Raw genomic sequence first — 22,916 nt, 5'->3', positions numbered from 1 at the left:
GCTCCCAACAGAAAAAGGCCGCTTCGCAGCGGCCTTTTTGAGGTATCCGGCTTATTTGCCGATGATGCGGTTGGCCGCCGAGACAATGCCCTCAAGCGAGGCGGCAACAATGCTCTTGTTGATGCCGGCACCGAAAATCTTGCCGCTGGGATGCTCGATTTCCATGTAGCTGATAGCCGCCGCGTCGGAACCGTGCTGGAGTGAATGTTCGGAATAATTGACGACCGAGAGCTTGAAACCGAGATAGTGTGACAGGGCATCGATGAAGCCGTCGACCGGACCCGTTCCCCTGCCCTCGATCCGCTTTGTCTCGCCGCGATCGGTGATCTCGGCCGAGAGGATGCGCATGCCCTTGTGCTCCGTATCGGGATAGGTGTGGTGATCCACGAATTTCAGGCGGGCATCCGGCTGATCGACATAAAGCTCGATGAACCGTTCATAGATCCGCTTGGACGGCATTTCCTTGCCCTCTTCATCGGTGATCTGCTGGATGTCCTCCCGGAACTCCACCTGCATGCCGCGCGGCAGGTTCAAGCCGTAGTCAGCCTGAAGAATATAGGCGATGCCGCCCTTGCCGGACTGGGAATTGATGCGGATGATCGCCTCGTAGCTGCGGCCGACGTCCTGCGGATCGATGGGCAGATAAGGCACTTCCCACAGGGTCTTGTTGGCCTGCTTGATCGCCTTCATGCCCTTGTTGATCGCGTCCTGATGCGAACCGGAGAAGGCCGTATAGACCAACTCGCCCACATAGGGGTGACGTTCCGGAATCACCAGCTGATTGGAATATTCGTAGACTTCCTTCATCCGGTTGATATCGGAGCAGTCGATTTCCGGATCGACGCCCTGCGTGAACATGTTCAGCGCCAAAGTCACGATGTCGACATTGCCCGTCCGTTCGCCATTGCCGAACAGGGTGCCTTCCACGCGGTCGGCACCGGCCATCAGGCCGAGTTCCGTCGTGGCGATGCCCGTTCCGCGATCATTGTGCGGATGCAATGAAATGATCAGGTTTTCACGGTTGTCGAGCTGGCGGCACATCCACTCGATGCGGTCCGCATAGACATTCGGCGTCGACATCTCGACCGTCGACGGCAGATTGATGATCAGCTTGTTGTCAGGGGTCGGCTTGACGATTTCCGTGACCGCATTGCAGATCTCCAGCGCCACATCGAGTTCCGTGCCGGTAAAGCTTTCCGGCGAATATTCGAAGCGGAAACCGCCGCCGGCCTTTGCCGCCATGTCGGTGATCATCTTGGCCGCATCGGTGGCAATGGTTTTGATGCCGCCGACATCCTTGTTGAACACAACCCGGCGCTGCAATTCACTGGTCGAGTTGTAGAAATGGATGATCGGCTTGGTCGCGCCCTGCAGCGATTCAAAGGTACGGGTGATCAATTCGGGGCGGCACTGCACCAGGACCTGCAAGGATACATCGTCGGAAATATTGCCTTCCTCGACACACCAGCGGGCAAAGTCGAAATCCGTCTGCGATGCCGAGGGAAAGCCGATCTCGATTTCCTTGAAACCCATGTCGAGCAACAGGGCGAACATCCGCACCTTGCGGTCGTGGCCCATCGGGTCGATCAATGCCTGGTTGCCATCGCGCAAATCGACGGAACACCAGATCGGTGCCTTTTCGATGCGCTTGGACGGCCATTGCCGGTCCTTCAGATCAACCGTGGGATAGGGTTCGTATTTCTTGCGGGCATCGGGCATGCCCATGGTGCGGGGAGCGGTCATATCGGTCATTTGCTTCTCGTTTCCGGCCGTCTGCGCATCTCTGGCGCTGGTGCGGCACTTTTTCAAGCGTTGGAATGGTCTTGTAAAGGGGTAAGGAGCAAAAAGCCTGGCGGCACTTTCGACCGCCGGACGCTCCTCTCAACGAGCCCGGCGATCGCCGATAAGGTCGAGAAGAAGCGGAAGGAGATAGGCGCGGCTGGTCAAACCCGCAAAAGCGGATTTGGCAAAAGACGACAAATGTGTCTGGCGCGTTTCCATGGGCCAGACAATTAAACGACTGTCCGGCCGGATGCAAGAGGTGTTCGCAGGGAACTCAGTTCTTCTTCAACTCAGCGCTCGTTCCCGAAAGCCACTCGCTGACAACCCGCACGTCGTCATTGCCGAGACCATGATCGGATTTGATCGACTTCGCCTCGACCGTTGCCCCGTGCGAACGCAGCAGGGTCGCAAGCGCCGGCGCGAACGGCGCATAGGTCTGGTCGGCAACGCCGGAAACGGTCAGGACCCGCGCACCCGCGAGATTGGCATCGGTATTTTCCGTCAGCACCGGCATGGAGCGCAGCAGCACCGCCTGCTTGACCATATCCGGATAGAGCATCATCACCGCGCCAACCAGGTTGGCGCCGTTCGAATAGCCGAGGAATGTCGTGCGGTTGAGATCGATCTTGTACTTCTCCGTCGCCTGTTTCAGGAAACCGGCGAAGGCCTTGGCCTCGACGTGAATGTCCTTCTGGTCGAAGCTGACCGCCGTCAGACGGCGGTACCACCGGCTGGTGCCATCCTGCATGATCCGGCCGCGAACGGCGAGCAGAAGCGCATGCGGCGCGATCTTGGTGGCGAGGGAAACAAGGCTGGTTTCGTCCTGGCCCGAACCGTGCAGGAGAACCATCGCATCGCCATTGGGCTCATCCGGCCGGTAGAGCCGGTATTTGAACGCAAGATCGTCCCGCAGCGCGTTCTCGCCCTGTGGAAGAATCTCACCCTTTACTGCCTTTTTCAACATGCCTGCACCGCCTGTTGCAACGATATTGATGGGCTGCGCCTTCTCTGGCGCGGGCACCACTGCCTGCAGCTTCTGCCCGCAGGCGGCCGTGTTAGTTTTACCGGTAACCGCAAGCGGATCAACCGGGTTCGCCGGGGCCGGTACCTTCGCCGCCGCCGGCTTCTCACAGTCGATGATGATCCGTGCGCTGGCGGGATAGGCCGCAGCCATCAATGAAAGTCCGGTGAGAAGTGCGTAGAGGGTCGGTTTACCCATAAGTTAATCCTGACAGTTGAAGGTTAACTAATTTTGTAAACAGCCGCGGTTGTCCGCCCGGCGCTGCCTGCGTTTTCGGCGCTCGATTCCCTGGAGAATGGATGCTTGCCGCCAAATCCTGTGTCCCCTGACTGACGCCCCCGGCGCTGCATCATTGATGGAGAAATTGCTTTGCTTGATGATGGTGTCATTCAGCGGCTCTGCTATGTCAATATAATTGTAACAAAATCATGACAGCTCGAAACATTGCGTGACAAATGTTGCTGCCGTGCACCGGTTTCTACAATGCAGCGGCATGACATGTCAGGCGAAGGGAACGGCAGCCGTGCCGATCGGCAGCTTGGCCTCTTCTTCCGGTTCGACGTGAATGACGACACTCGAATCGGGAATCTGCTGCATCAGCGCATTTTCCATCCGGTCGCAGATGACATGCGCGTCGCCGACGCTCATGCTGGCATGAACGACCAGATGAAACTCGATGAACGTCACTCGCCCGGCGACGCGCGTCTTCAGGTCATGCACCTCCAGCGCACCGCCGGCATTGGCCGAGATGATGTCGCGGATGCGCATGGTTTCATCGGAGGGAACACCCACATCCATCAGGCCCTGCACGGACGACCCGATCACACCCCAGCCTTGCCAGAGGATATTGAGCGCAACGATCACCGCAAGCAGCGGATCGAGGAACGTCCAGCCGGTGATCACGGCACCGACAAGACCGATGAACACACCGATGGAGGTGACCACATCGGTCATGATGTGCTTGCCGTCCGCCAGCAAGGCTGGTGATTTGTGCCGGCGGGCACGGCTGATCAGCAGCGTGGCCCACAGGGCGTTCACAAGCGAGGCACCGCCATTGATCGCCAGACCCAGCCATGGTTCCTCCATGACCTTGGGCATCTCCCAGGCGGACCAGACTTCCCGCAGGATCAGGAGCGCCGCCACGACGATCAGCACGCCCTCGAGCACCGCCGAAAAATACTCGGCCTTGTGGTGCCCGAACGGGTGATTCTGATCGGCGGGCTTGTGGCTGACACGGATCGCCCACCAGGCGGCAAGCGCTGCCACGACATTCACGATCGATTCTAGCGCGTCGGAGTAGAGCGCAACGGAACCGGTGACGTGATAGGCGGCATATTTCAGTGCCAGCACGCCCATGCCGACGAAAATCGACCAGAATGCCAGTCGCTGGACGACGTTTTCACCTTCCATCAGGCAGCTCGCTCCTTGGCCTTGCGCGGCAGGTGCGCCACGATGTTTTCAATCATGCGCATGCCCGCATTATGCCCGAGGGTCATAATCGATTCCGGATGGAATTGCACCGCCGCAATCGGTTCGCTCTTGTGTTCGAAGGCCATGATGACGCCGTCTTCGGTCTCCGCCGTCACGATGAACTCATCCGGCAGCCGCACCGGATCGGCAAAGATCGAGTGATAACGGCCAACCGTGACCTCCTTCGGCAGGCCCGAAAAAATCCTGCCCTGCTTTGTAATCCGGATACGTGACGGTTTTCCATGCATCGGAACGTGTAACTGCCGCAGCGTGCCGCCATAGGCTTCCGCCAGTGCCTGCAAGCCGAGGCAGACACCGAAGATCGGCAGGTCGCGCTTACGTGCGTTCTTGATCGTTGCCTTGCAGTCGAAATCCTCCGGCGTGCCCGGCCCCGGCGAAAGCACCACCAGATCAGGTTTCAACCGGTCGAAGATTTCATCGGGCACCGGCGTGCGGACGGTGGTCACAGTGGCACCCGTCTGCCGGAAATAGTTGGCGAGTGTATGGACGAACGAATCCTCGTGGTCGACAAGCAGGATCGACAGCCCCTCGCCGACCCGCGCAACGGCGCGTTCTTCCACGGGGATATTGCTCTTGTGCGCCTCGCGCACCGCCGCAATCATCGCGGAAGCCTTGAGTTCGGTTTCCGCCTCTTCCTCTTCCGGAATGGAATCGAACAGCAGTGTCGCTCCCGCCCGTACCTGCGCGATGCCGTCCTTGATGCGGATGGTGCGCAGGGTCAGACCGGTGTTCATGTCGCCATTGAAATTGACCATGCCGATGGCACCGCCGTACCAGGCGCGCGGGCTGCGCTCATTCTCTTCGATAAAGCGCATGGCCCAGAGCTTTGGCGCTCCCGTCACCGTCACAGCCCACGCATGCGACAGGAAACCGTCAAAGGCGTCCATATCCTCGCGCAGACGGCCCTCGATATGGTCCACGGTGTGAATAAGCCGGGAATACATTTCGATCTGGCGGCGGCCGATGACGCGCACGGAACCCGGCTCGCACACCCGGCTCTTGTCATTGCGGTCCACGTCCGAGCACATGGTGAGTTCGGACTCGTCCTTCTTGGAATTGAGCAGCTTGATGATCTGCTCGGCATCGGCAATCGCGTCTTCGCCGCGCTTGATCGTTCCCGAAATCGGGCAGGTCTCGATACGGCGGCCAACGACGCGCACAAACATCTCCGGTGAAGCGCCGACGAGATATTCATTGTCGCCCAGATTGATGTAGAAGGAATAGGGCGACGGGTTGATGGCTTTCAGACGGCGCGAAATGACCGAAGGCTTGGTCTCGCAGCGCTCGTAGAACGTCTGGCCCGGCACCACTTCGAAGAGATCGCCACGCTTGAAGCTCTCCTTGGCTTTCTTGACGAGTTCCGCATAGTCGCCGGGATTGTGGTCGCCGCGACCCGGAATCGTGCTCGTCGGTTTGAATGCCCTGGCTTCGGTTTCGCGCGACAGGCCTTCCGTGGAAGCGCCCTCGAACGCGTATTCATACCGGTCGAGCCATGCCTTGGCGGCGTGGTGATCGACAACCAGAATTTCGTCCGGCAGATAGAGCACGATGTCGCGCTGGTCGTCCGGCCGCTTCAGCTTGTACTGGATCGGATCAAACTGGAACGCGAGATCATAGCCGAACGCGCCATACAGGCCGAGATTGGCATCCTCCTCGCTGAAGAACAGGGCGACGATGCCGCGCAACACCGTGAAAACCGAAGGGATGCGCGAGCGTTCTTCTTCGGTGAACGGACGGCTCGGCAGGGCGATTTCAAGGTCAAGCTTCGTTGCGCCCGCAGCGGAAATCGACACTTCGGCAAGGGCCGAAACCGCCTTGTGGATCGGACGCAACAGGATTTCACCGCGCTTGTTCAGCGCCTCGATCGTCATATGCCGGCCGTTGGAGGTGATGACAACCGGAGGATCGATAATGGCCGTATCCCAGCGCGTGTAACGGCCGGGATATTCATAATTGGACGAGAAAACTGCCCCGCGCCGTTCATCCAGCCCGTCGACATAGCTGTCGATGGCGCTGGCATAGGCAGTCGCAATGCGTGACCGGGAGATGGTAACACCGCCTGCCGTGTCGAATATTTCCACGTCGCCCTCAATTCTATGCATCATCATTTCCACTCCGTTGCATTTGGCTTTGCGGGCTTCTGGCGGTCAAACAAAAAGGCCGCCCGGAAAACCCGTTGCGGCCCTGATCCCTTTACGTGCGTGCAAAAGGCTGCGTGGCCGCGATCAGCGAGCCCACCACCAGCCATTTGACATCATAACGCGCGTGTTCATGGCGGTGATTGTTAGCGTTACGCGGCGGCGCTTGCAACAGCAAAAATCGCCGGCCTGAAAATCGCTCAGAACAGCCCTTCGATCAAACCTTGCCCGTTGAGATGAATGCGTTCGGCCGAAGGCGATTTCGGCAGACCCGGCATGGTCATGATCTCGCCGCAGATCGCGACGACGAAACCGGCGCCAGCCGAAAGGCGCACCTCCCGGACATGCACCACATGATTGACCGGTGCGCCGCGCAGGTGCGAATCCGTCGAGAACGAATATTGCGTCTTGGCCATGCAGACGGGAAGATGGCCGTATCCGGCGGCCTCCCACTGCCGCAACTGCTCCCGCACGCTGGCATCGGCATCCGCCTCCGCACCGCGATAGATGCGCTTGACCACCGTCTCGATCTTGTCGAACAGGGAGAGCTCATCCTCATAGAGCGGCGAGAACTGGGCCGAACCGCTCTCGGCGAGAGACACCACCTTGTGCGCCAGCTCTTCGATCCCGGCCGATCCCAGCGCCCAGTGTTTGCACAGGATGGCTTGCGCGCCATGGGCCGCGACGAAATTCTTCACGGTTTCGATCTCGGCATCCGTATCGGCGCTGAAATGATTGATCGCCACGACAACAGGCACACCGAACTGCCGCACATTTTCCATGTGGCGGCCAAGATTGGCACAGCCCGCCTTCACCGCAGCAACATTCTCAAGACCCAGATCGTCCCTGGCAACGCCGCCATGCATCTTCATGGCGCGGACCGTGGCAACGATGACGGCGGCGGCTGGTTTCAATCCCGCCTTGCGGCATTTGATGTTGAAGAATTTCTCTGCGCCGAGATCGGCACCGAAACCGGCTTCCGTCACCACGTAATCCGCAAGCTTGAGCGCGGTCGTGGTGGCAACGACGGAGTTGCAGCCGTGGGCAATATTGGCGAAGGGGCCGCCATGCACAAAGGCCGGATTGTTTTCCAGCGTCTGCACCAGATTGGGCTGCATGGCATCCTTCAGGAGGACGGCCATCGCCTTGTCGGCCTTGAGGTCCCGGGCATAGACGGCGGTCTTGTCGAAACGATAGCCGATGATGATATCGCCCAGCCGCCGCTCGAGATCTTCGAGATCGGTTGCAAGGCAGAGAATGGCCATGACTTCCGAGGCCACGGTGATGTCAAAACCCGATTCACGCGGAAAGCCGTTGGCCACGCCGCCCAGGGAAGACGCGATGTCGCGCAGCGCGCGGTCGTTCATGTCCATGACCCGCCGCCAGGTTACGCGGCGCGTGTCGAGATTGAGTTCATTGCCCCAATAGACGTGATTGTCGATCAGGGCTGCCAGCAGGTTGTGCGCCGCGGTGATGGCGTGAAAATCGCCGGTGAAATGCAGGTTGATGTCTTCCATCGGGATGACCTGCGCATAACCGCCGCCGGCAGCGCCGCCTTTCACGCCGAAGCAGGGCCCAAGCGACGCCTCGCGGATGCAGACAATCGCGCTCTTGCCGATGCGGTTGAGACCATCGCCGAGACCGACGGTTGTCGTCGTCTTGCCTTCACCGGCCGGTGTCGGGCTAACCGCCGTCACGAGGATCAGCTTGCCATCCGGAGCACCGCGCTTCGAGCGGATGAATTCCGCCGAGAGTTTTGCCTTGTCGTGCCCGTAGGGAACGAGGTGTTCCGGCGCAATGCCAATCTTTGCACCTATCTCGAAAACCGGTTTCTTGGTTGCAGCGCGGGCGATCTCAATATCGGACTTAACGACAGCCATCGGCATATCCTCCCCATTTTAGGGTTGCGCCCTATTTATCGGTTACCATTCTGAATACGCCAAATAGCATCGTAGAAGCGAATTGGGGATAGTGAGTGCCCCACTATCCCCAATCGCGCATCTGATTTCAGCCGTTTTCCCGCTTATTCGCCCATGGCGATGAGGCTGGCATTGCCCCCGGCCGCGGCCGTGTTGACCGACACCACCTGCTCCAGCGCAAAACGCGTCAGGTACGACGGGCCGCCCGCCTTGGGACCTGTGCCGGAAAGACCCGAACCGCCGAAGGGCTGTGTCCCGACAACCGCGCCGATCGTGTTGCGGTTGACATAGACATTGCCGATGTCGAGCCGGTCGATGACTTTGGCGACTGTCGCCTCAATGCGCGTGTGCAGACCGAAGGTCAGGCCGTAACCGGTCGAGGCGATCTGGTCGAGCACCTTGTCCAGATCCTTAGCCTTCCAGCGCACCACGTGCAGAACCGGCCCGAACACCTCCTTCTCCAACGCTTCCGCATGATTGAGTTCAACAATATGCGGCGCAAAGAACAGGCCTTCGTCCGGTGCAGTACCGGCATAGCGAACCTTCTGGCTCTTGCGCATCGCGGCAATGTGGGCTGCGAGCATGTCGCGCTGCGTCTGATCGATGATCGGGCCGATATCGGTGGAGGCCAGCGAGGGATCGCCAAGCGTCAACTCACGTGCCGCGCCTTCGATCATCTCGAGCATATTGTCGGCGATATCTTCCTGCAGATAGAGAATGCGCAACGCAGAACAGCGCTGGCCAGCAGAACGGAAGGCGGACATGACAACATCGTCGGCAACCTGTTCCGACAAGGCGGTGGCATCGACGATCATCCCGTTGAGGCCGCCGGTTTCGGCGATCAGCGGAACAATCGGGCCTTTCTTCGCCGCCAGCGTGCGGTTGATGGCCCAGGCCGTATCGGTCGAGCCGGTAAAGGCAACGCCGGCAATATCCGCATGGGATGTCAACGCCGCACCGACCGAGCCGTCACCCGGGACATAAAGCACGGCATCTTTCGGCACACCTGCTTCGTGCAGAAGCCGGATGGCTTCATAGGCGATCAGCGGCGTCTGTTCCGCAGGCTTCGCCACGACGGTGTTCCCCGCAGCGAGTGCCGCGGTGACCTGACCCAGGAAAATCGCCAGTGGGAAATTCCACGGGCTGATGCAGACAAAGGCACCGCGACCGCGATGACGCAGCTTGTTGTCTTCGCCTGTCGGGCCGGGCATGGCCTTGTCGGTTGCAAACTGACGGCGCGCCTCGGCAGCGTAGTAGCGGCAGAAATCCACCGCCTCGCGAATTTCGGCAATGCCGTCATCGAGCGTCTTGCCCGCTTCACGGGAGAGAAGGTCCATCAGCAGATCACGATTGCTTTCCAGAAGGTCACCCGTCTTTTCCAGGGCCTTGGCGCGGGTTTCCACCGGAACACGCGACCACGAGACGAAAGCCCTTTTGGCAATGCCGACCGCCTTTGCCGCTTCGTCCGCCGTCGCAAACACAACCGTTCCGACAGTCGCGCCATTGACCGGCGAAATCACATTCTGGGCCTTGCCCGCAGCTTTCACGCCGTCGATCAGCGGAACAGCGTTGACCGTGCGGGATGCCTTGGCGATCCCGCCCAAAAGGGCGGCCAGTTCCTTGCGGTCACCCAGTTCCACGCCGGCCGAATTGATGCGCTTGCCATAGATTTTGGCAGGCAACGGGATATGCGGGTGACGATAGCCTTTGCCGTCATTGAGCTTTTCCGCCGGGCGTACCAGCAGGTCCGCTATCGGTACATTGCTGTCACCGACCACCGACACGAAAGACGAGTTGGCACCGTTTTCGAGCAGGCGGCGAACCAGATAGGCCAGAAGGTCGCGGTAGCCGCCAACGGGTGCATAGATGCGGCAGGCGATTTTCTCGTCCTTTTCCGTGATCTGCTTGTAGAGGCTTTCACCCATGCCATGCAGCCGCTGGAACTCAAAACCGGTCTTGTCGCCGCCGGCCATTTCCAGGATCATGGCGACCGTCAGCGCATTGTGGGTCGCAAACTGCGGGAATATGCGGGGCCGGGCGTCAAGCATGCGCTTGGCGCAGGCCATGTAGGACGCATCGGTTGCAGGCTTGCGGGTGAACACCGGGTAATCGGGCAGACCGCGCTCCTGCGTCCGCTTCACTTCCGTATCCCAATAGGCTCCCTTGACCAGCCGCACCATCATCTTGCGGTTGTGGCGCGCCGCCAGCCGGTCGATGTGGTCGATCACCTCAAGCGCACGCTTCTGATAGGCCTGAATGGCCAGACCGAACCCGTCCCAGCCGTCCAGTGACGGATCGGCAAAGACGCGGTCGATCACATCCAGCGACAGCTCAAGCCGGTCGGCTTCTTCGGCATCGACGGTGAAATTGAGATCGTAGGATTTGGCCTTCTGCGCCAATGCCAAGAGGTCCGGCACCAGTTCGGCCATGACCTGATCATGATGCGTGGCAAGATAACGCGGATGCAGGGCGGAGAGCTTGACGGAAATGCCCATGCGATCCGGCAGCTTCTTGTTGCCCGTGGCCCGGCCGATCGCGTCGATGGCATCGGAATAGGATTTGAAATAGCCGCGCGCGTCCTTGCGCGTGCGGGCGCCCTCACCCAGCATATCGAAGGAATGGCGATAGCCCTTGGCTTCGTTGGAAGCCGCGCGCTTCAGCGCATCCTTGATGGTTTCGCCGAGAACGAAATGGTGGCCGAGATAACGCATGGCCTGCTTGGTGGCGGTGCGGACCGTGGGAAGGCCGATACGCTTGACCAGCGAGGAAATCACCCCTTCCGGCGTCTCGCCCGGCTTGATCACCTTGGCGGAAAGGCCAAGCGCCCAGGCCGATGCCGATACAAACCACGTATCGCCGCTCGGCTCGTGCTCCGACCACTTGCCCTGCTTCAGCTTGTCCTCGATCAGCTTGTCCTGCGTTGCCGCATCCGGCACGCGCAGCAGGGCTTCGGCGAGAACCATCAGCGCCAGCCCTTCACGGGTGGACAAGCCATACTCGCGCAGGAAATCCTCGACACCGCCGATACCGCTCGCTTCCTTGCGAATCGTGGCGATGTATTTGCTGGCACGTGCATCGATACGGCGGTTGACGTCTTCCGGCAGGGCGATGGTTTTCAGCAAAGATGCCACCAGTTGCTGATCATCGACAGCATATGGCGCAGTAAAATCGTTTGAAGACGGCAATGGTCTGGTCATCAGGCTTCCCCTTATTGATTTTTCCCATATAATCTATTCCACTTGGTTCTTCTCACCAATGAACGCTCACAAAGCAGCGCAAAAAACTAAAAATATGGGGTATTTTAGAGATGAAAAACCTGGACAGCCTTGACCGGCGCATCTTGCGCGAGCTGCAGAAGGACGGGCGGCTCTCCAACACCGAGTTATCCGAGCGTATCAGCCTCTCGCAAACGGCGACCACGGAACGGGTCAAGCGCCTGACAAGAGACGGCTATATCCTTGGCTACACCGCCAGACTGTCGCCGAAAAAGCTCGACCGCGCAATGCTGGTCTTCGTGGAAATCAAGCTGGACCGCACCACCCCGGATGTTTTTGCCACCTTTGCGGCTGCGACACGGCGCAACCCCGACGTGATGGAATGCCACATGGTCGCCGGCGGTTTCGACTACCTGATCAAGGCGCGTGTCGCCGACATGGAGCACTACCGCCGCTTTCTCTCCGATGCCCTGCTGTCGCTGCCGGGCGTGCGCGAGACGCATACCTATGCCGTCATGGAGGAAGTCAAGGAAACCACACACCTGCCGGTTTGATCGACCTGCAACCGGGTACCTATCGCGACACAACTCCCCGTTCGTTGCCGAACCGGTCGCACTTCATCATCAATGGACGTGTTGAGGGCAAAGCAACAGCACCGGGCCAGCGGTGTATCGGAGGAGATGGGCTGCTCCGGCTGCGGCATCAGCCATGCTCTCAAACTTGGAGGTGATACGATGTGGCTTAAGCCCTTCAGCATCACCCTGGAAATGAAAAGGATCCGGACTCACTGGCAGGTGACCATCCGGATCCGTTTCATGTAACCAGGAAAGAGGGTGGGCGAAAGCTCGCCCTCACTCCAAGGCTAAATATAGCATTTTACCCGCCCAAGTCCACTTATTGCTGCAGCACCTGCTTGATATCGATCAGGTTGGAACGCACGCGCAGGATATAAAAACCCATGGTTGTCAGATGGTTGGGCAACAACCAACCGCCTTCGCTGCCGTTGGCGATGATCCATGGCGTTATGTTGAGTGCCGAACGGAGCTGTCCGTCCATGCCATCCCATAGGGGGGCCAGGTTTTTCTGCTGCACGACCTGCTTGAAGTCGACCTTTGCCGCATTCATCAGGCCGTAATAGGCGTAGAGCTGGCCATAGGCGAACCAGAACCGGTCATCCGCACGGGTATCGAACCAGCCATAATTGTTCTTCTCCGAGCGATCTTTCAAGATGGCGGAGGTGGAGCCGATATCATTGGCAATACGGTCGATGAACTGCATGAGATTGTCGGCACGTGCATCGAATACGGCATTGCAGGCTTCCAGCTTCGAATTGAAAGTCCTGAGGTCTTTGACCGCCGAACGGTAATAGCTCGGGGTCGGCGTCTTGGGGCCAAAGGGGTTCAGGCCAAAATACCATGCATCCTCGGTGAACTGCAGATTGCCGCGGGCCTTCTGCAGATCATTGTCGATCTGCGATGTGCCGCGGATACGGCCAAGCGTGTCAACAAGCTCGACGGCCGTCCGGCGTACGGCGGAGTTGATGCCGCGCTGGAACGCCGCCTTGTTGTCGAGGAAAGGCGTATCGTCCCATGACATGCCGAAGAAGCCGAGCTTGAACAGCAGCATGGAGGAAATCCAGGCATTCTGGTTCACGTTGAAGTCGGTGAGGTCAGCCGTGACTTCGACAATGGCCGAACGGGCGCAGCTCTTGGGTGCCGTTCCGACGGCTTGCGCAGCAACCGGTTCCCCAGCGGCAACATCGCGCTTGTCGAAATTATAGACGGCGACGTAATCCGGATTGAAATTCGTCCAGACCTGCGTGACCCAGAAGAAATAGCCGTAAAGCCCGACCCAGAGAATGAGTATCGCACCCACGACTGTCTTCAGGATCCAGCCGCGCTGGGTGTACCAGCGCCCTGCCCACAGGAACGGCCACAGGATGATACCGACCGCATAGCCGATGCCACGTCCGATCAGATAGAAAATCCGGCTGAAGAAGTTGATGACGGGATCGAGCATTGTGCATCCTTGCTAGGAGGTGAGACCGTAGAGCCGCCTGCGCAGCCCTTCCTTGTCCTTCAAATAGGTTGTTTTGAGTATATCGACAACGTGTTCCTGAAAGGCGGGGTTCCAGCGGCCGTAGTCGGCATAGAAGCCCTGCTTGTTGAAGATGTACCGCGACAGGAAATCCCACGGGACAAAATCACTGATCAGCTGATTGACCAGCCACGCATCGGAATGGCTGGGGAGCGCCCGCACCACCAGAAAACGGCGCGCCGGGTCGATCTCGGAGAGGTTGATCTGCCCTGTCTGGGCAATTTCACGTTTCACGGCGTTCAGGAACGGCCATGTCCCGTCATGATTGATCAGGCTGGCATTGGCGTGAATCCAGGTCTGCAGCCAGATGCGATCAATACCGCTCAGATTGCGTTCCGGTTCAAGCGTCCGGATGAGATGGCGGATGATCATCTCGCCGCGGTTTTCCAGATAGCCCGACTGCTCGATCCACGAGCCGCGCGGCAACTCGATGCGCCCCGTCGCGGCAAGAAACTGGAACACCTGATCGGCGTCCTTGATCGAGATGTAATTGACCTGCCAGGGGCGCGAGCGCCGGAAACCGGGAGCGGCGGGATCGCCGATGACCGTTGTCGTATTGTCATCGACAAAGATATAGGTGCCGCCGAAATGGCTGGTCCAGAAGGCGCTGTGGCGGAACACCACCTTGTCGGGCACCAGCGAATTCTCGCGGATATCGCCGGTGACCTTGGCAAGTTCGACCATCCGGTTGATGAGATCGTCGTCGCGCCAGGTGTTCGGTTCGTTCTGCAGCCGGTCCACCAGCAGACGCAGTTCCGCCGCCTGCCCCATGACGTTTTCAGCGGAAAGGACGCGGAACTCGACCTGATTGATCGACAGCAGATCCTCGATGTCGTTGACAATGGAAACACTGTCCTCGATCTCGCCGAAGATCACATCCTTGATGGTCAACGCGTTGATCGCCCGCGCATTGCTGCTGAAGAACTCGTACATCAGCTGAGACGTGTTGGAGAACTGCGTGTGAACCACCGGCAGCGTCGCCTGATCCGGCGTCAGAATGATGAAACGGCGGTTGACGCCATTGGGATCGAGATAGGACGGGTCCTTCAGCTCAGCGGCGATCTCCGGCGAGAATCCCGTCCGGTCAATATTGAACCGCGTGAGTTCGGTTGCCTTGAAGCCAAAAGCCGTCAGTGCCCGGTTATAGCGTTCGATCAGATGCGGCTGGTCGATCGTCAGCAAACGCCCGTAGATCAGTTCGTTTTCGTAGAGAAGGTCCATCAGGCGTCCCACTGCCCCCGCGCTTTCAGGGCTTCCACTTCCCGGATCGCCCGTTCGCGCAGGCGCGCATCACGGACGATCTTTTCCACGGCGGCATCGTCCGACTTGTCGGCATAGCGGAATTCCGAATCCGCATACCGGTTGGTTTCCTGCAGCACCATCGCCATGGTGAAGGGCTTGCGCAGTTCCTCCACCATCGCCTTTTTCTCATCATAGGGCTTGTGCATGAAGGTCTCGGGTTTTTCGAACCATGCATCCGGCAGTTCGATGTCCATGGCGCGCATCTTGATCGCATCCGTCACGTTCTTGATGGCGCGGCCGGTGAAACGCGGCTCGCGTTCCTTGATCATGTGCAGATAGGTACCGATATCGGCAAGCGTTTCCGGTTCGCCGTTCTCGGAAATGAAGCGCTCATACACCGCTTTCAGCCCGTCTTCCTGCGGCTTCGACAATTGTTCATAGGCGGCATCCACGGCGCGTTCGATCTGCTGGTCTTCGAACAGCTTGTGTTCGCCGAGCGGAATCCTGTGGTTCTTGCCGGCGAGCAGCGCAAAGATATCGATGTAATCGTTGCGGGTCTGCGGCCCGTCCACCAGCCAGCGCGCTCCGGCGCGCTGGCGCAGCGCATCGTCGACATTCTCCGGATAGTTGGAGAACATGCCGAACGCGCAGTTGCCGCGCACCACGGTGGATGCACCCGCAAACGCTTCCATCAGCACGCCGGTGATTTCCTGCTGGCCGGCAGACGCCCGGTCATCGGAACGCCGCGCTGCGACCTGATCGATATCATCAATGGTGCCGAAGCCGATCACGCGCGGATTGAGCACGTTGTTGACGAATTGCCGGCAATTCTGTCCGGATTTTCCCTGATAGGAGGAAATCTGGTCGACGCCGAAATTCTCGTAGTGGAAGGCATAGCCCGCCACCTGGCAGTAATCGTTGACGAGGCCGGCAATCATCTGGATCAGCGTCGTCTTGCCCGTCCCCGGTGCACCGTCGCCGATGAATGTGAACAGAAAGCCGCCAAGTTCAACGAACGGGTTGAGCTGCCGGTCGAAATCATAGGCCATCAGCATCTTTGACAGCTTCAGCGCCTGATATTTGGCAATGTGATTGCCGATGACTTCACCAGGCTTTTTGAAGGTCATCACCAAAGGCGTGCGTTTCTTGCCCGGCGCCACATCGAAGCCGTCAAGCGTGAAATCGTCGCTGTCGAGGCGCAGATGCGTGTCTTCAAAGCTGCCGAGCCCGTCAAAACGGCCCTTGCGCTGCAGCAGGCCTTCAATCGCCGTAGCAGCATAGGCTTTCGCCCGCGCCAGCATGGTCTGTTCATCGGCAGCACCGGCAATGGCCCGGTCCAAACCGCCGACGATCGATTTCAGTGCATCCTGCGCCGTATCGAAATTGAATTCCGGAACCGTCACGTCATTGGCGGCCTGGCTATCCGCTTCGATCAGTTGCGAGAGGTAGGCAGCAAGCGCAAAAGCCGAGATATAGGCGGCGGCGGACAAAAGCTTCTTGAAATGGCTGGCATCCTCCCCCTGCAGGGGCGCCGAGGCATTGCGCGCCAGAAGGTTCTCCAGATCGCTCTGGCGGCCAAAAACATCGGCGACGGCCAATGCGACTGCCACGCCACGGCGCACCCGGAACAACAGGGTATGCTGGGCAATGGACAGCATCTGGTCATCGGGACGCACGGCCTGGATCGTCTTTGTCAGGTCCACTTCACGCGTTGAGCGCAGACCGCCGGTCGAAACTGTCGAGACGAACCGCCGCCCGGTACCGGCAAGCTCGGTCCCGGATTTCGCATCGCCCGATTCCAGCACGACAAAACGCGTCACCATGGCCTGCGCCACCGGCAGATGCTTGGTGATGTCCTTCTCGTCGATGGTGGTCAAACCGACATCCATGATCGTGCTCCCCTAAATGTCGCTGATGACCTGGCCATTGGACAGGATATGGGTTTTGAACCCGCTGAAAATGCGGCTGGCCTCACCCGAAGCATAGAGCGCCTGATAGGCTTCATGCGGCACCAGCGCATGCTGTTCGTAGCTGCTGACGCCTTGCCGGGCCGCCTCCAGATCATCCGTATTGATGTAGAACTCCTCGCGCGACGGCTCCGAAGACCAGAGCCCGCGCTTGCCCGGCCGTTCCGCCTTGGAGAAAACCTCCTGCATGGTCCATGTCAGAAGCCAGGCATCTTCCGGCTTGCGCACGTGTTCCAGGACATCGGCGACCTTCTGGTTATGTTCGGTAATGCCCGTCGTGTAGAACGGCCCGAGAACCACGCGCCGCAGCTGCTTGGGGTGGAGTTCCGGAAAATCCGTGTCGAGGCTTGTTGCAATCGTGATCGGTGACAGCGAATAGGCCGAATTCTTGGCGGCGAAATCGTCAAAGCGCCGTGCCAGCTCCGGATTGAGCAGGCCGCCGACGGGTAGCGGTATCCGCACGCCGGGATTGAGCTTGCCGTCCTTGCCCACGAGGGTTTCCACGAGGCCCTGCGACGAATCCTCGATGATCGCCATATAGATCAGCGGCAGGTTGGAAGCGCCGTCAAAGGCGCCCCAGTGCACCACGTAGAGCGGCCGCATGGTCTTCGGATTGACCGAAACGCGGATGGTCACCGGCAGGATGAAAGGCGAGAAAACCTCTCCCTGCTCGACCGTTTCCAGATAAATCCGCTCCGCCATCGATTTTTGCAGATCGCGCGGAAATGCGCGGTGCCGCAGGATGAAATCGGCCATTTCATTGCGCAGCGCGGCCGCTGGCGGAATGGCTGCCAGCCGGGCCCTGGTGTCCCGCTTGTCGTTTTCCAGTTCCAGCACGTTCTGGAAAACCGGAAAGCCGCTTTCGGCGCGCGAAATCTGGAACCGGTCGGTGAAACCGATCCGGTTGCGCCAGCATTCGAAGGAGGCTTCCAGCCGCCGCAGATATTCCGATACGGTCTGCGCAACCAGATCGTGCTTGTAGAGCGGCGACTGCTGGTTGTTGAGAAAGATATCCAGCCCGTCCAGCGCGGCACGGATCGCACCGAAATAGCGTTCGGCGGCGGTCAGATCAGCATTCCCGGCCATTAATTCTGCACGTAGTCAGCGGAATTGTGTTTCTTCAGGACTTCCGAGAAACGGCGCGAGAAAGCATCGTCGGCGAGCTTCTTGCGGCGCTGGATATCCTGGGTACTGACCATGTTCTTCTCATGCATCTCGAGCAGGTCGCCAATGTGTTTCTGCGCGGCGGCGCCGACACCGGCCATGGTCTCTTCCGCCGCCGTATCGACCCGGCTGCCAAGGGTGTTGATCTTGTGGGCCACGTCCTGCTGGGCCGCCGTCTTCAAGGAATCTTCCAGCGCCTTGTAGAGAACGATGCGCTGTTCCGTATCGATGGAGAGCTTGTTGATCAGCGTGCTCTGCGCGGCGATCTGGTTGTTGAGCGAATCGACGAATGTCTGGAACATCGAGGTATAGCGTTCCAGCGTCTGGCTTTCCGCCAGGAGCTCCTGCTCCTTCGCCTGGCGCTCATTGTATTCCGTCGCCAGTTTCGAGCGGTCGCCTTCCAGCGTGGCACGGGTGCCCTGATCGGTCGAGGCGGCAATCCGGTTTTCAATGTCGAGCAGCAGCGGGTTCAGCTCTTCGATGCGCTTCTGCGTGGCTTCGAGTGTCGCCACCGCCGTCTTGCGGCGCTCGATCACGTTGGAAAGGCTGGCTTCCGACGTCTTGTAGCGCGCATCGAGAATGGTCTTCTGTTCTTTGAGAATGCCAACGATCCGGTCGGACTTCGACAGCAGTTCCTGCAGGTTGCCGGCCAGAGACATGTTGCGCACGCGATCCGTCCGCAGGCGCTGCATCTTGTCCTTGGAGAAAACGCCGACCAGCTTTTCCCAGCCGGAATAGCTTTTCATGCTTTCAAATTCAGAACCGAACACATTGGTCGCGTCTTCCAGACCGATGATCAGGTCGGCAATATTGCCTTCCATGACCTTCTGCTGGCGCAGGACATCGTCGATGCGGGCATTTTCGATATCGAAGTCAGGATTTCCGATCGCAGCATCCGCCTTGGCGAACTTGTCGAGAACGACGCTGGACTGGTCAATTTTCGTCCGCATCTCATTGACCATGTTCCGGGTCTTTTCGATCTCGGTATCAAAGCTCTGCAAGCTCGCCATTGGTGTCTCCCCTAGATGCCCAAGATAAAATCATAAATATATCTGCCGTTCGAATATAGACACGGCATTTAACGAAAAAAAGCCTATAGAAAAATGACAGGCTGTATTAGGCCGGAACAAGCTCTATTGGTCTGAAACAATCCGCCCGGTTTCTTCTTCCCAATGCTTGCGGCAAAGCGAGACATACACGGATTTTTCGATGGATACCTGGTCTCCTTCAGTGATCGCCTTGCCCGTCGAATCGTGCCGGACCACCATGGTCGCCTTCGAGCCGCAATGACAGATGGTCCTGATCTCCCGCAGCGTATCGGCGATGGCCAGCAATTCGGCCGAACCGGGAAAGAGCTTGCCCTGAAAGTCCGTGCGAAGCCCGAAACACATCACGGGCAGATGCAGCCGGTCGGCAACGCGTGCCAGCTGCCAGACCTGGTCCCGGGTGAGGAACTGAGCCTCATCCACGAAAACACAGCTTAGTGCATTCGCGCCATGCGCCGATGCAATCCGGTCGAAAAGGTTGTCCTCGTCACGGTAAAGTTCGGCGGCCGCCGTCACACCGAGGCGTGAAGATATGACGCCGACGCCGTTTTCCGCATAATGCGCAGCCGTGAACATCATCGTCCGCATACCGCGTTCCTGGTAATTGTAGGATGCCTGCAGCAGCATGGTGGACTTGCCGGCGTTCATCGTCGAGTAGCTGAAATAGAGTTTTGCCATAAGGGCGTTTAATCAGAGTTGAGGCCAGGCTTGAAGCCTCTCCCGTGCAGAGGGTGCAACTTTTGCCGGAATATCAACAACTGTCGCGAATTGACCGGATTTATGCGCGGCTATGCTTGAACCCCTGCGAAATTGGTGCTTGGTTCATGCCCTTAACAGCCGGTAGAAAACCGGAGAGGGAGAACAATCGATGAAAATGTTGACCAAACTGACCATTTCACTGGCTCTCACGCTGACCGCCGGCACCGCCTTCGCCGCGGAACCCGCGAGTTGCAAGTCCGTTCGATTCGCCGATGTCGGCTGGACCGACATTACCTCGACCACGGCAGCGGCCAGCGCCGTGCTCAAGGGACTGGGTTATTCCACCGATACGAAGGTCCTGTCGGTTCCCGTGACCTATGCGTCCCTTGGCAAGAAGGACATCGACGTATTCCTCGGCAACTGGACACCCAGCATGGCCGCCGACCTCAAGCCCTATCTCGACAACAAGACGGTTGAAGATCTCGGCGTGAACCTCACCGGCGCAAAATATACACTGGCCGTGCCGCAGTACCTCTATGACAAGGGCCTGAAAGACTTCAAGGATATCATCACGTTCAAGGACGATCTCGGCGGCAAGATCTATGGGATCGAGCCGGGCAATGACGGCAACCGCCTGATCCTCGACATGATCGCCAAGAATGCCTTCGGCCTGAAGGGCTTCGAGGTCGCCGAATCATCCGAGCAGGGAATGCTGGCGCAGGTTGCCAAGCAGACGAAGACCAAGGGCCCCATCGTCTTCCTCGGCTGGGCGCCGCATCCGATGAACACCAACTTCAAGATTCAGTACCTTTCCGGCGGCGATGACTTCTTCGGCCCCGACTTCGGCGGTGCAACCGTTCATACCAATGTTCGCGCCGGCTATACGACCGAATGCCCGAATGTTGGCAAACTTCTGGCCAATCTCAAGTTCGACCTGAAAATGGAGAATGAGATCATGGGCAAGATTCTCGACGATGGCGAAGACGGCCCGAAGGCAGCCTCCGAATGGCTGAAGGCCAATCCTGCCATTCTCGACACCTGGCTTGCCGGCGTGACGACGGTTGACGGCAAGGACGGTCTGCCAGCCGTCAAGAAGTCGCTCGGTCTTTAAGGCCTGCCGATATTGTCGCCCGGTGCACGCACTGGGCGATTCTTTCGCCTGATACTGCAACCGACAGAGGAATTTTCGCTTGGACTGGCTGACACAAGACAAGATTCCGGTAGGCAAGACGGCAAAGGCCGTCGTCGACTGGCTCACGAACAATTTCGCCGGGTTTTTCGATGGGCTCGCCTTCGTCATGCAGTCGTTCATCGACGGCCTCATGTTCGTCCTGAAATACCCGCACCCGCTGATCATGGTCGCCATCTTTTCCGCGGTTGCCTATGCACTGCGCCGCTCGATTGCCGTGACCCTGCTCACCCTGTTCGGCTTCCTGTTCATCCTCAATCAGGGCTACTGGAAGGAAACAATGGAGACGCTGACGCTGGTGCTCTCCTCCTGCATCCTGTGCATGGGCATCGGTGTCCCCGTCGGCATCATCGCAGCCCATCGCCCCCGGTTCTACGCGGCGATCCGGCCTGTCCTGGATCTGATGCAGACATTGCCGACATTCGTCTATCTCATCCCGGCCATCGTGTTCTTCGGTATCGGCATGGTTCCCGGCCTGATCGCAACGGCGATCTTCGTTCTCCCTGCCCCGATCCGCCTGACGCATCTCGGCGTGTCCTCCACCCCGCAGCATCTGGTCGAGGCGGGCGAAGCCTTCGGCGCGTCGTCGCGCCAGCTTCTGTGGAAGATCGAGCTGCCCTACGCCATGCCGCAAATTCTGGCGGGCCTGACCCAGACCATCATGCTGTCCCTGTCCATGGTGGTCATTGCCGCCCTGGTCGGTGCCGACGGGCTCGGCGTTCCGGTTGTCCGTGCGCTCAATTCCGTCAACACGGCGCTGGGTTTCGAAGCCGGGCTTGTCATCGTGGTCGTCGCCATCGTGCTTGACCGTATCTTCCGTCCCGGCAAGGAGCCTGGTGAATGACCGCGATCACCCTTGAAAACGTCTGCATCATTTTCGGCAAGAAGACGGACAGCGCATTAGCGCTTGCCGACCAGGGCAAGAGCCGGTCGGACATCCAGGCGGAAACCGGCCATGTGCTCGGCGTCCACAATTGTTCGATCACCATTGCCGAAGGTGAAATCCTCGTGCTCATGGGCCTGTCCGGCTCGGGCAAATCCACGCTTCTGCGCGCCATCAACCGCCTCAACCCGATTTCGCGCGGGTCCGTCGTCGTGCATCACGGCGGCCGATCCGTCGATGTCGGCAAAGCCGACAAGAACACGCTGCGCGATCTGCGCAAGCATCTCGTCTCCATGGTTTTCCAGCAGTTTGGCCTTTTGCCCTGGCGCACGGTCGAGGAAAATGTCGGCTTCGGCCTCGAACTGTCGGGCGTGTCCAAGGAAGAGCGCGCCGAAGCCGTGGAACAGCAATTGGCGCTGGTCAATCTCAAGGACTGGGCCAAGCGCAAGGTCAGCGAGCTTTCCGGCGGCATGCAGCAGCGCGTCGGCCTTGCCCGCGCCTTCGCCACCGGCGCGCCGATCCTGCTGATGGACGAGCCGTTTTCGGCGCTCGATCCGCTCATTCGCACCCGTCTGCAGGATGAGCTGCTCAGCCTGCAGGAACGGCTCAAAAAGACCATCGTTTTCGTTAGCCACGATCTCGACGAAGCGATGAAGATCGGCAACCGCATCGCCATCATGGAAGGCGGCCGCATCATTCAGTGCGGCACGGCGCAGGACATCCTGCTCAACCCGGCCGACGACTATGTCGCCGACTTCGTCGCCAACATGAATCCGCTGGGTGTGCTAACCGCCGGCGACATCATGGTGCCGCTGGACCGCAGCCGGCCCGCCAACCGTCCCTTCGCCGCAACGGCACGTCTGGCCACCCCCGTGCGTCAGATCATGCAGGCGGTGTCGAAAAATGGCGGCGATGTCGGCATTGTCGAGAATGGCGCCATTCTCGGCATGATCTCCGCCGACGACATCGTGCGGGGCCTACTAAAGCATCAGAGAAATTAGGTGTAAACATCACTAGAATTCGATGAAATGCATCCTGTTGATGGTGTGATTTACATCGATTT

16 protein-coding genes are annotated in these 22,916 nt (G+C 59.1%); 4 read left to right on the top strand and 12 right to left on the bottom strand.

Going from position 1 to position 22,916, the window contains the following annotated elements; translation table 11 throughout:
* Positions 1-51 precede the first annotated feature (51 nt).
* The 6 genes from leuA to putA form a co-directional block, all read right to left on the bottom strand.
* A complete protein-coding gene (gene leuA, locus ACZ25R_RS07805) occupies positions 52-1,752 on the bottom strand; it encodes a 2-isopropylmalate synthase (protein ID WP_472460640.1) in 1,701 nt (566 codons plus the stop codon).
* 304 nt (positions 1,753-2,056) lie between these two features.
* Positions 2,057-3,001, bottom strand: a complete 945-nt coding sequence (locus tag ACZ25R_RS07800; RefSeq protein ID WP_472460639.1) for an alpha/beta hydrolase — start codon at positions 2,999-3,001, stop codon at positions 2,057-2,059.
* 303 nt (positions 3,002-3,304) lie between these two features.
* Positions 3,305-4,213 (bottom strand): cation diffusion facilitator family transporter, encoded by a 909-nt coding sequence (locus ACZ25R_RS07795; RefSeq protein ID WP_464661362.1) that lies wholly within the window; start codon positions 4,211-4,213, stop codon positions 3,305-3,307.
* Positions 4,213-6,396 (bottom strand): anthranilate synthase, encoded by a 2,184-nt coding sequence (locus ACZ25R_RS07790; protein ID WP_464663332.1) that lies wholly within the window; start codon positions 6,394-6,396, stop codon positions 4,213-4,215. Before ACZ25R_RS07790 ends, ACZ25R_RS07795 begins: the two co-directional genes overlap by 1 nt.
* Before the next feature lie 236 nt (positions 6,397-6,632).
* Positions 6,633-8,312, bottom strand: coding sequence for a formate--tetrahydrofolate ligase (locus ACZ25R_RS07785; protein ID WP_346307475.1), 1,680 nt, complete (start codon positions 8,310-8,312; stop codon positions 6,633-6,635).
* 143 nt (positions 8,313-8,455) lie between these two features.
* The gene (gene putA, locus ACZ25R_RS07780) at positions 8,456-11,548 is read right to left on the bottom strand and encodes a bifunctional proline dehydrogenase/L-glutamate gamma-semialdehyde dehydrogenase PutA (protein WP_472460638.1); all 3,093 of its coding nucleotides are present in this window, start codon (positions 11,546-11,548) and stop codon (positions 8,456-8,458) included.
* A gap of 110 nt (positions 11,549-11,658) precedes the next feature.
* Between putA and ACZ25R_RS07775 the strand changes: the two genes are divergently transcribed.
* Entirely contained in the window at positions 11,659-12,120 is a 462-nt protein-coding gene (locus tag ACZ25R_RS07775) for an Lrp/AsnC ligand binding domain-containing protein (RefSeq protein ID WP_105731999.1), read from the top strand.
* Positions 12,121-12,460: 340 nt separating this feature from the next.
* Here ACZ25R_RS07775 and ACZ25R_RS07770 read toward each other — a convergent pair whose 3' ends face one another.
* From ACZ25R_RS07770 to ACZ25R_RS07745, 6 genes are all read right to left on the bottom strand, one after another.
* On the bottom strand, positions 12,461-13,585 hold the full coding sequence (locus ACZ25R_RS07770; protein WP_426137175.1) for a DUF2333 family protein: 1,125 nt from the start codon (positions 13,583-13,585) through the stop codon (positions 12,461-12,463).
* Between the two features lie 12 nt (positions 13,586-13,597).
* The gene (locus tag ACZ25R_RS07765) at positions 13,598-14,884 is read right to left on the bottom strand and encodes a DUF6638 family protein (RefSeq protein ID WP_472460637.1); all 1,287 of its coding nucleotides are present in this window, start codon (positions 14,882-14,884) and stop codon (positions 13,598-13,600) included.
* Entirely contained in the window at positions 14,884-16,794 is a 1,911-nt protein-coding gene (locus ACZ25R_RS07760) for an AAA family ATPase (RefSeq protein ID WP_472460636.1), read from the bottom strand. Before ACZ25R_RS07760 ends, ACZ25R_RS07765 begins: the two co-directional genes overlap by 1 nt.
* A 12-nt stretch (positions 16,795-16,806) precedes the next feature.
* Positions 16,807-17,958 (bottom strand): hypothetical protein, encoded by a 1,152-nt coding sequence (locus ACZ25R_RS07755; RefSeq protein ID WP_472460635.1) that lies wholly within the window; start codon positions 17,956-17,958, stop codon positions 16,807-16,809.
* Complete coding sequence (locus tag ACZ25R_RS07750) at positions 17,958-19,046, bottom strand: hypothetical protein (RefSeq protein ID WP_223612544.1); 1,089 nt, start codon at positions 19,044-19,046, stop codon at positions 17,958-17,960. The genes ACZ25R_RS07755 and ACZ25R_RS07750 overlap by 1 nt, the downstream gene beginning before the upstream one ends.
* Positions 19,047-19,169: 123 nt before the next feature.
* Positions 19,170-19,760, bottom strand: coding sequence for a thymidine kinase (locus ACZ25R_RS07745; protein WP_223612543.1), 591 nt, complete (start codon positions 19,758-19,760; stop codon positions 19,170-19,172).
* Positions 19,761-19,950: 190 nt separating this feature from the next.
* Between ACZ25R_RS07745 and ACZ25R_RS07740 the strand changes: the two genes are divergently transcribed.
* The 3 genes from ACZ25R_RS07740 (at position 19,951) to choV (ending at position 22,854) form a co-directional block, all read left to right on the top strand.
* Positions 19,951-20,892: a choline ABC transporter substrate-binding protein gene (locus ACZ25R_RS07740; RefSeq protein ID WP_346307481.1), complete on the top strand. Its 942-nt coding sequence runs from the start codon at positions 19,951-19,953 to the stop codon at positions 20,890-20,892.
* A gap of 79 nt (positions 20,893-20,971) precedes the next feature.
* A complete protein-coding gene (gene choW, locus ACZ25R_RS07735; protein ID WP_105731991.1) occupies positions 20,972-21,814 on the top strand; it encodes a choline ABC transporter permease subunit in 843 nt (280 codons plus the stop codon).
* On the top strand, positions 21,811-22,854 hold the full coding sequence (gene choV, locus ACZ25R_RS07730) for a choline ABC transporter ATP-binding protein (protein WP_346307482.1): 1,044 nt from the start codon (positions 21,811-21,813) through the stop codon (positions 22,852-22,854). The genes choW and choV overlap by 4 nt, the downstream gene beginning before the upstream one ends.
* Positions 22,855-22,916 lie beyond the last annotated feature (62 nt).

Source organism: Phyllobacterium sp. RCAM01083, from assembly GCF_055685835.1.
This window is presented reverse-complemented; position numbering and strand designations above follow the sequence as displayed.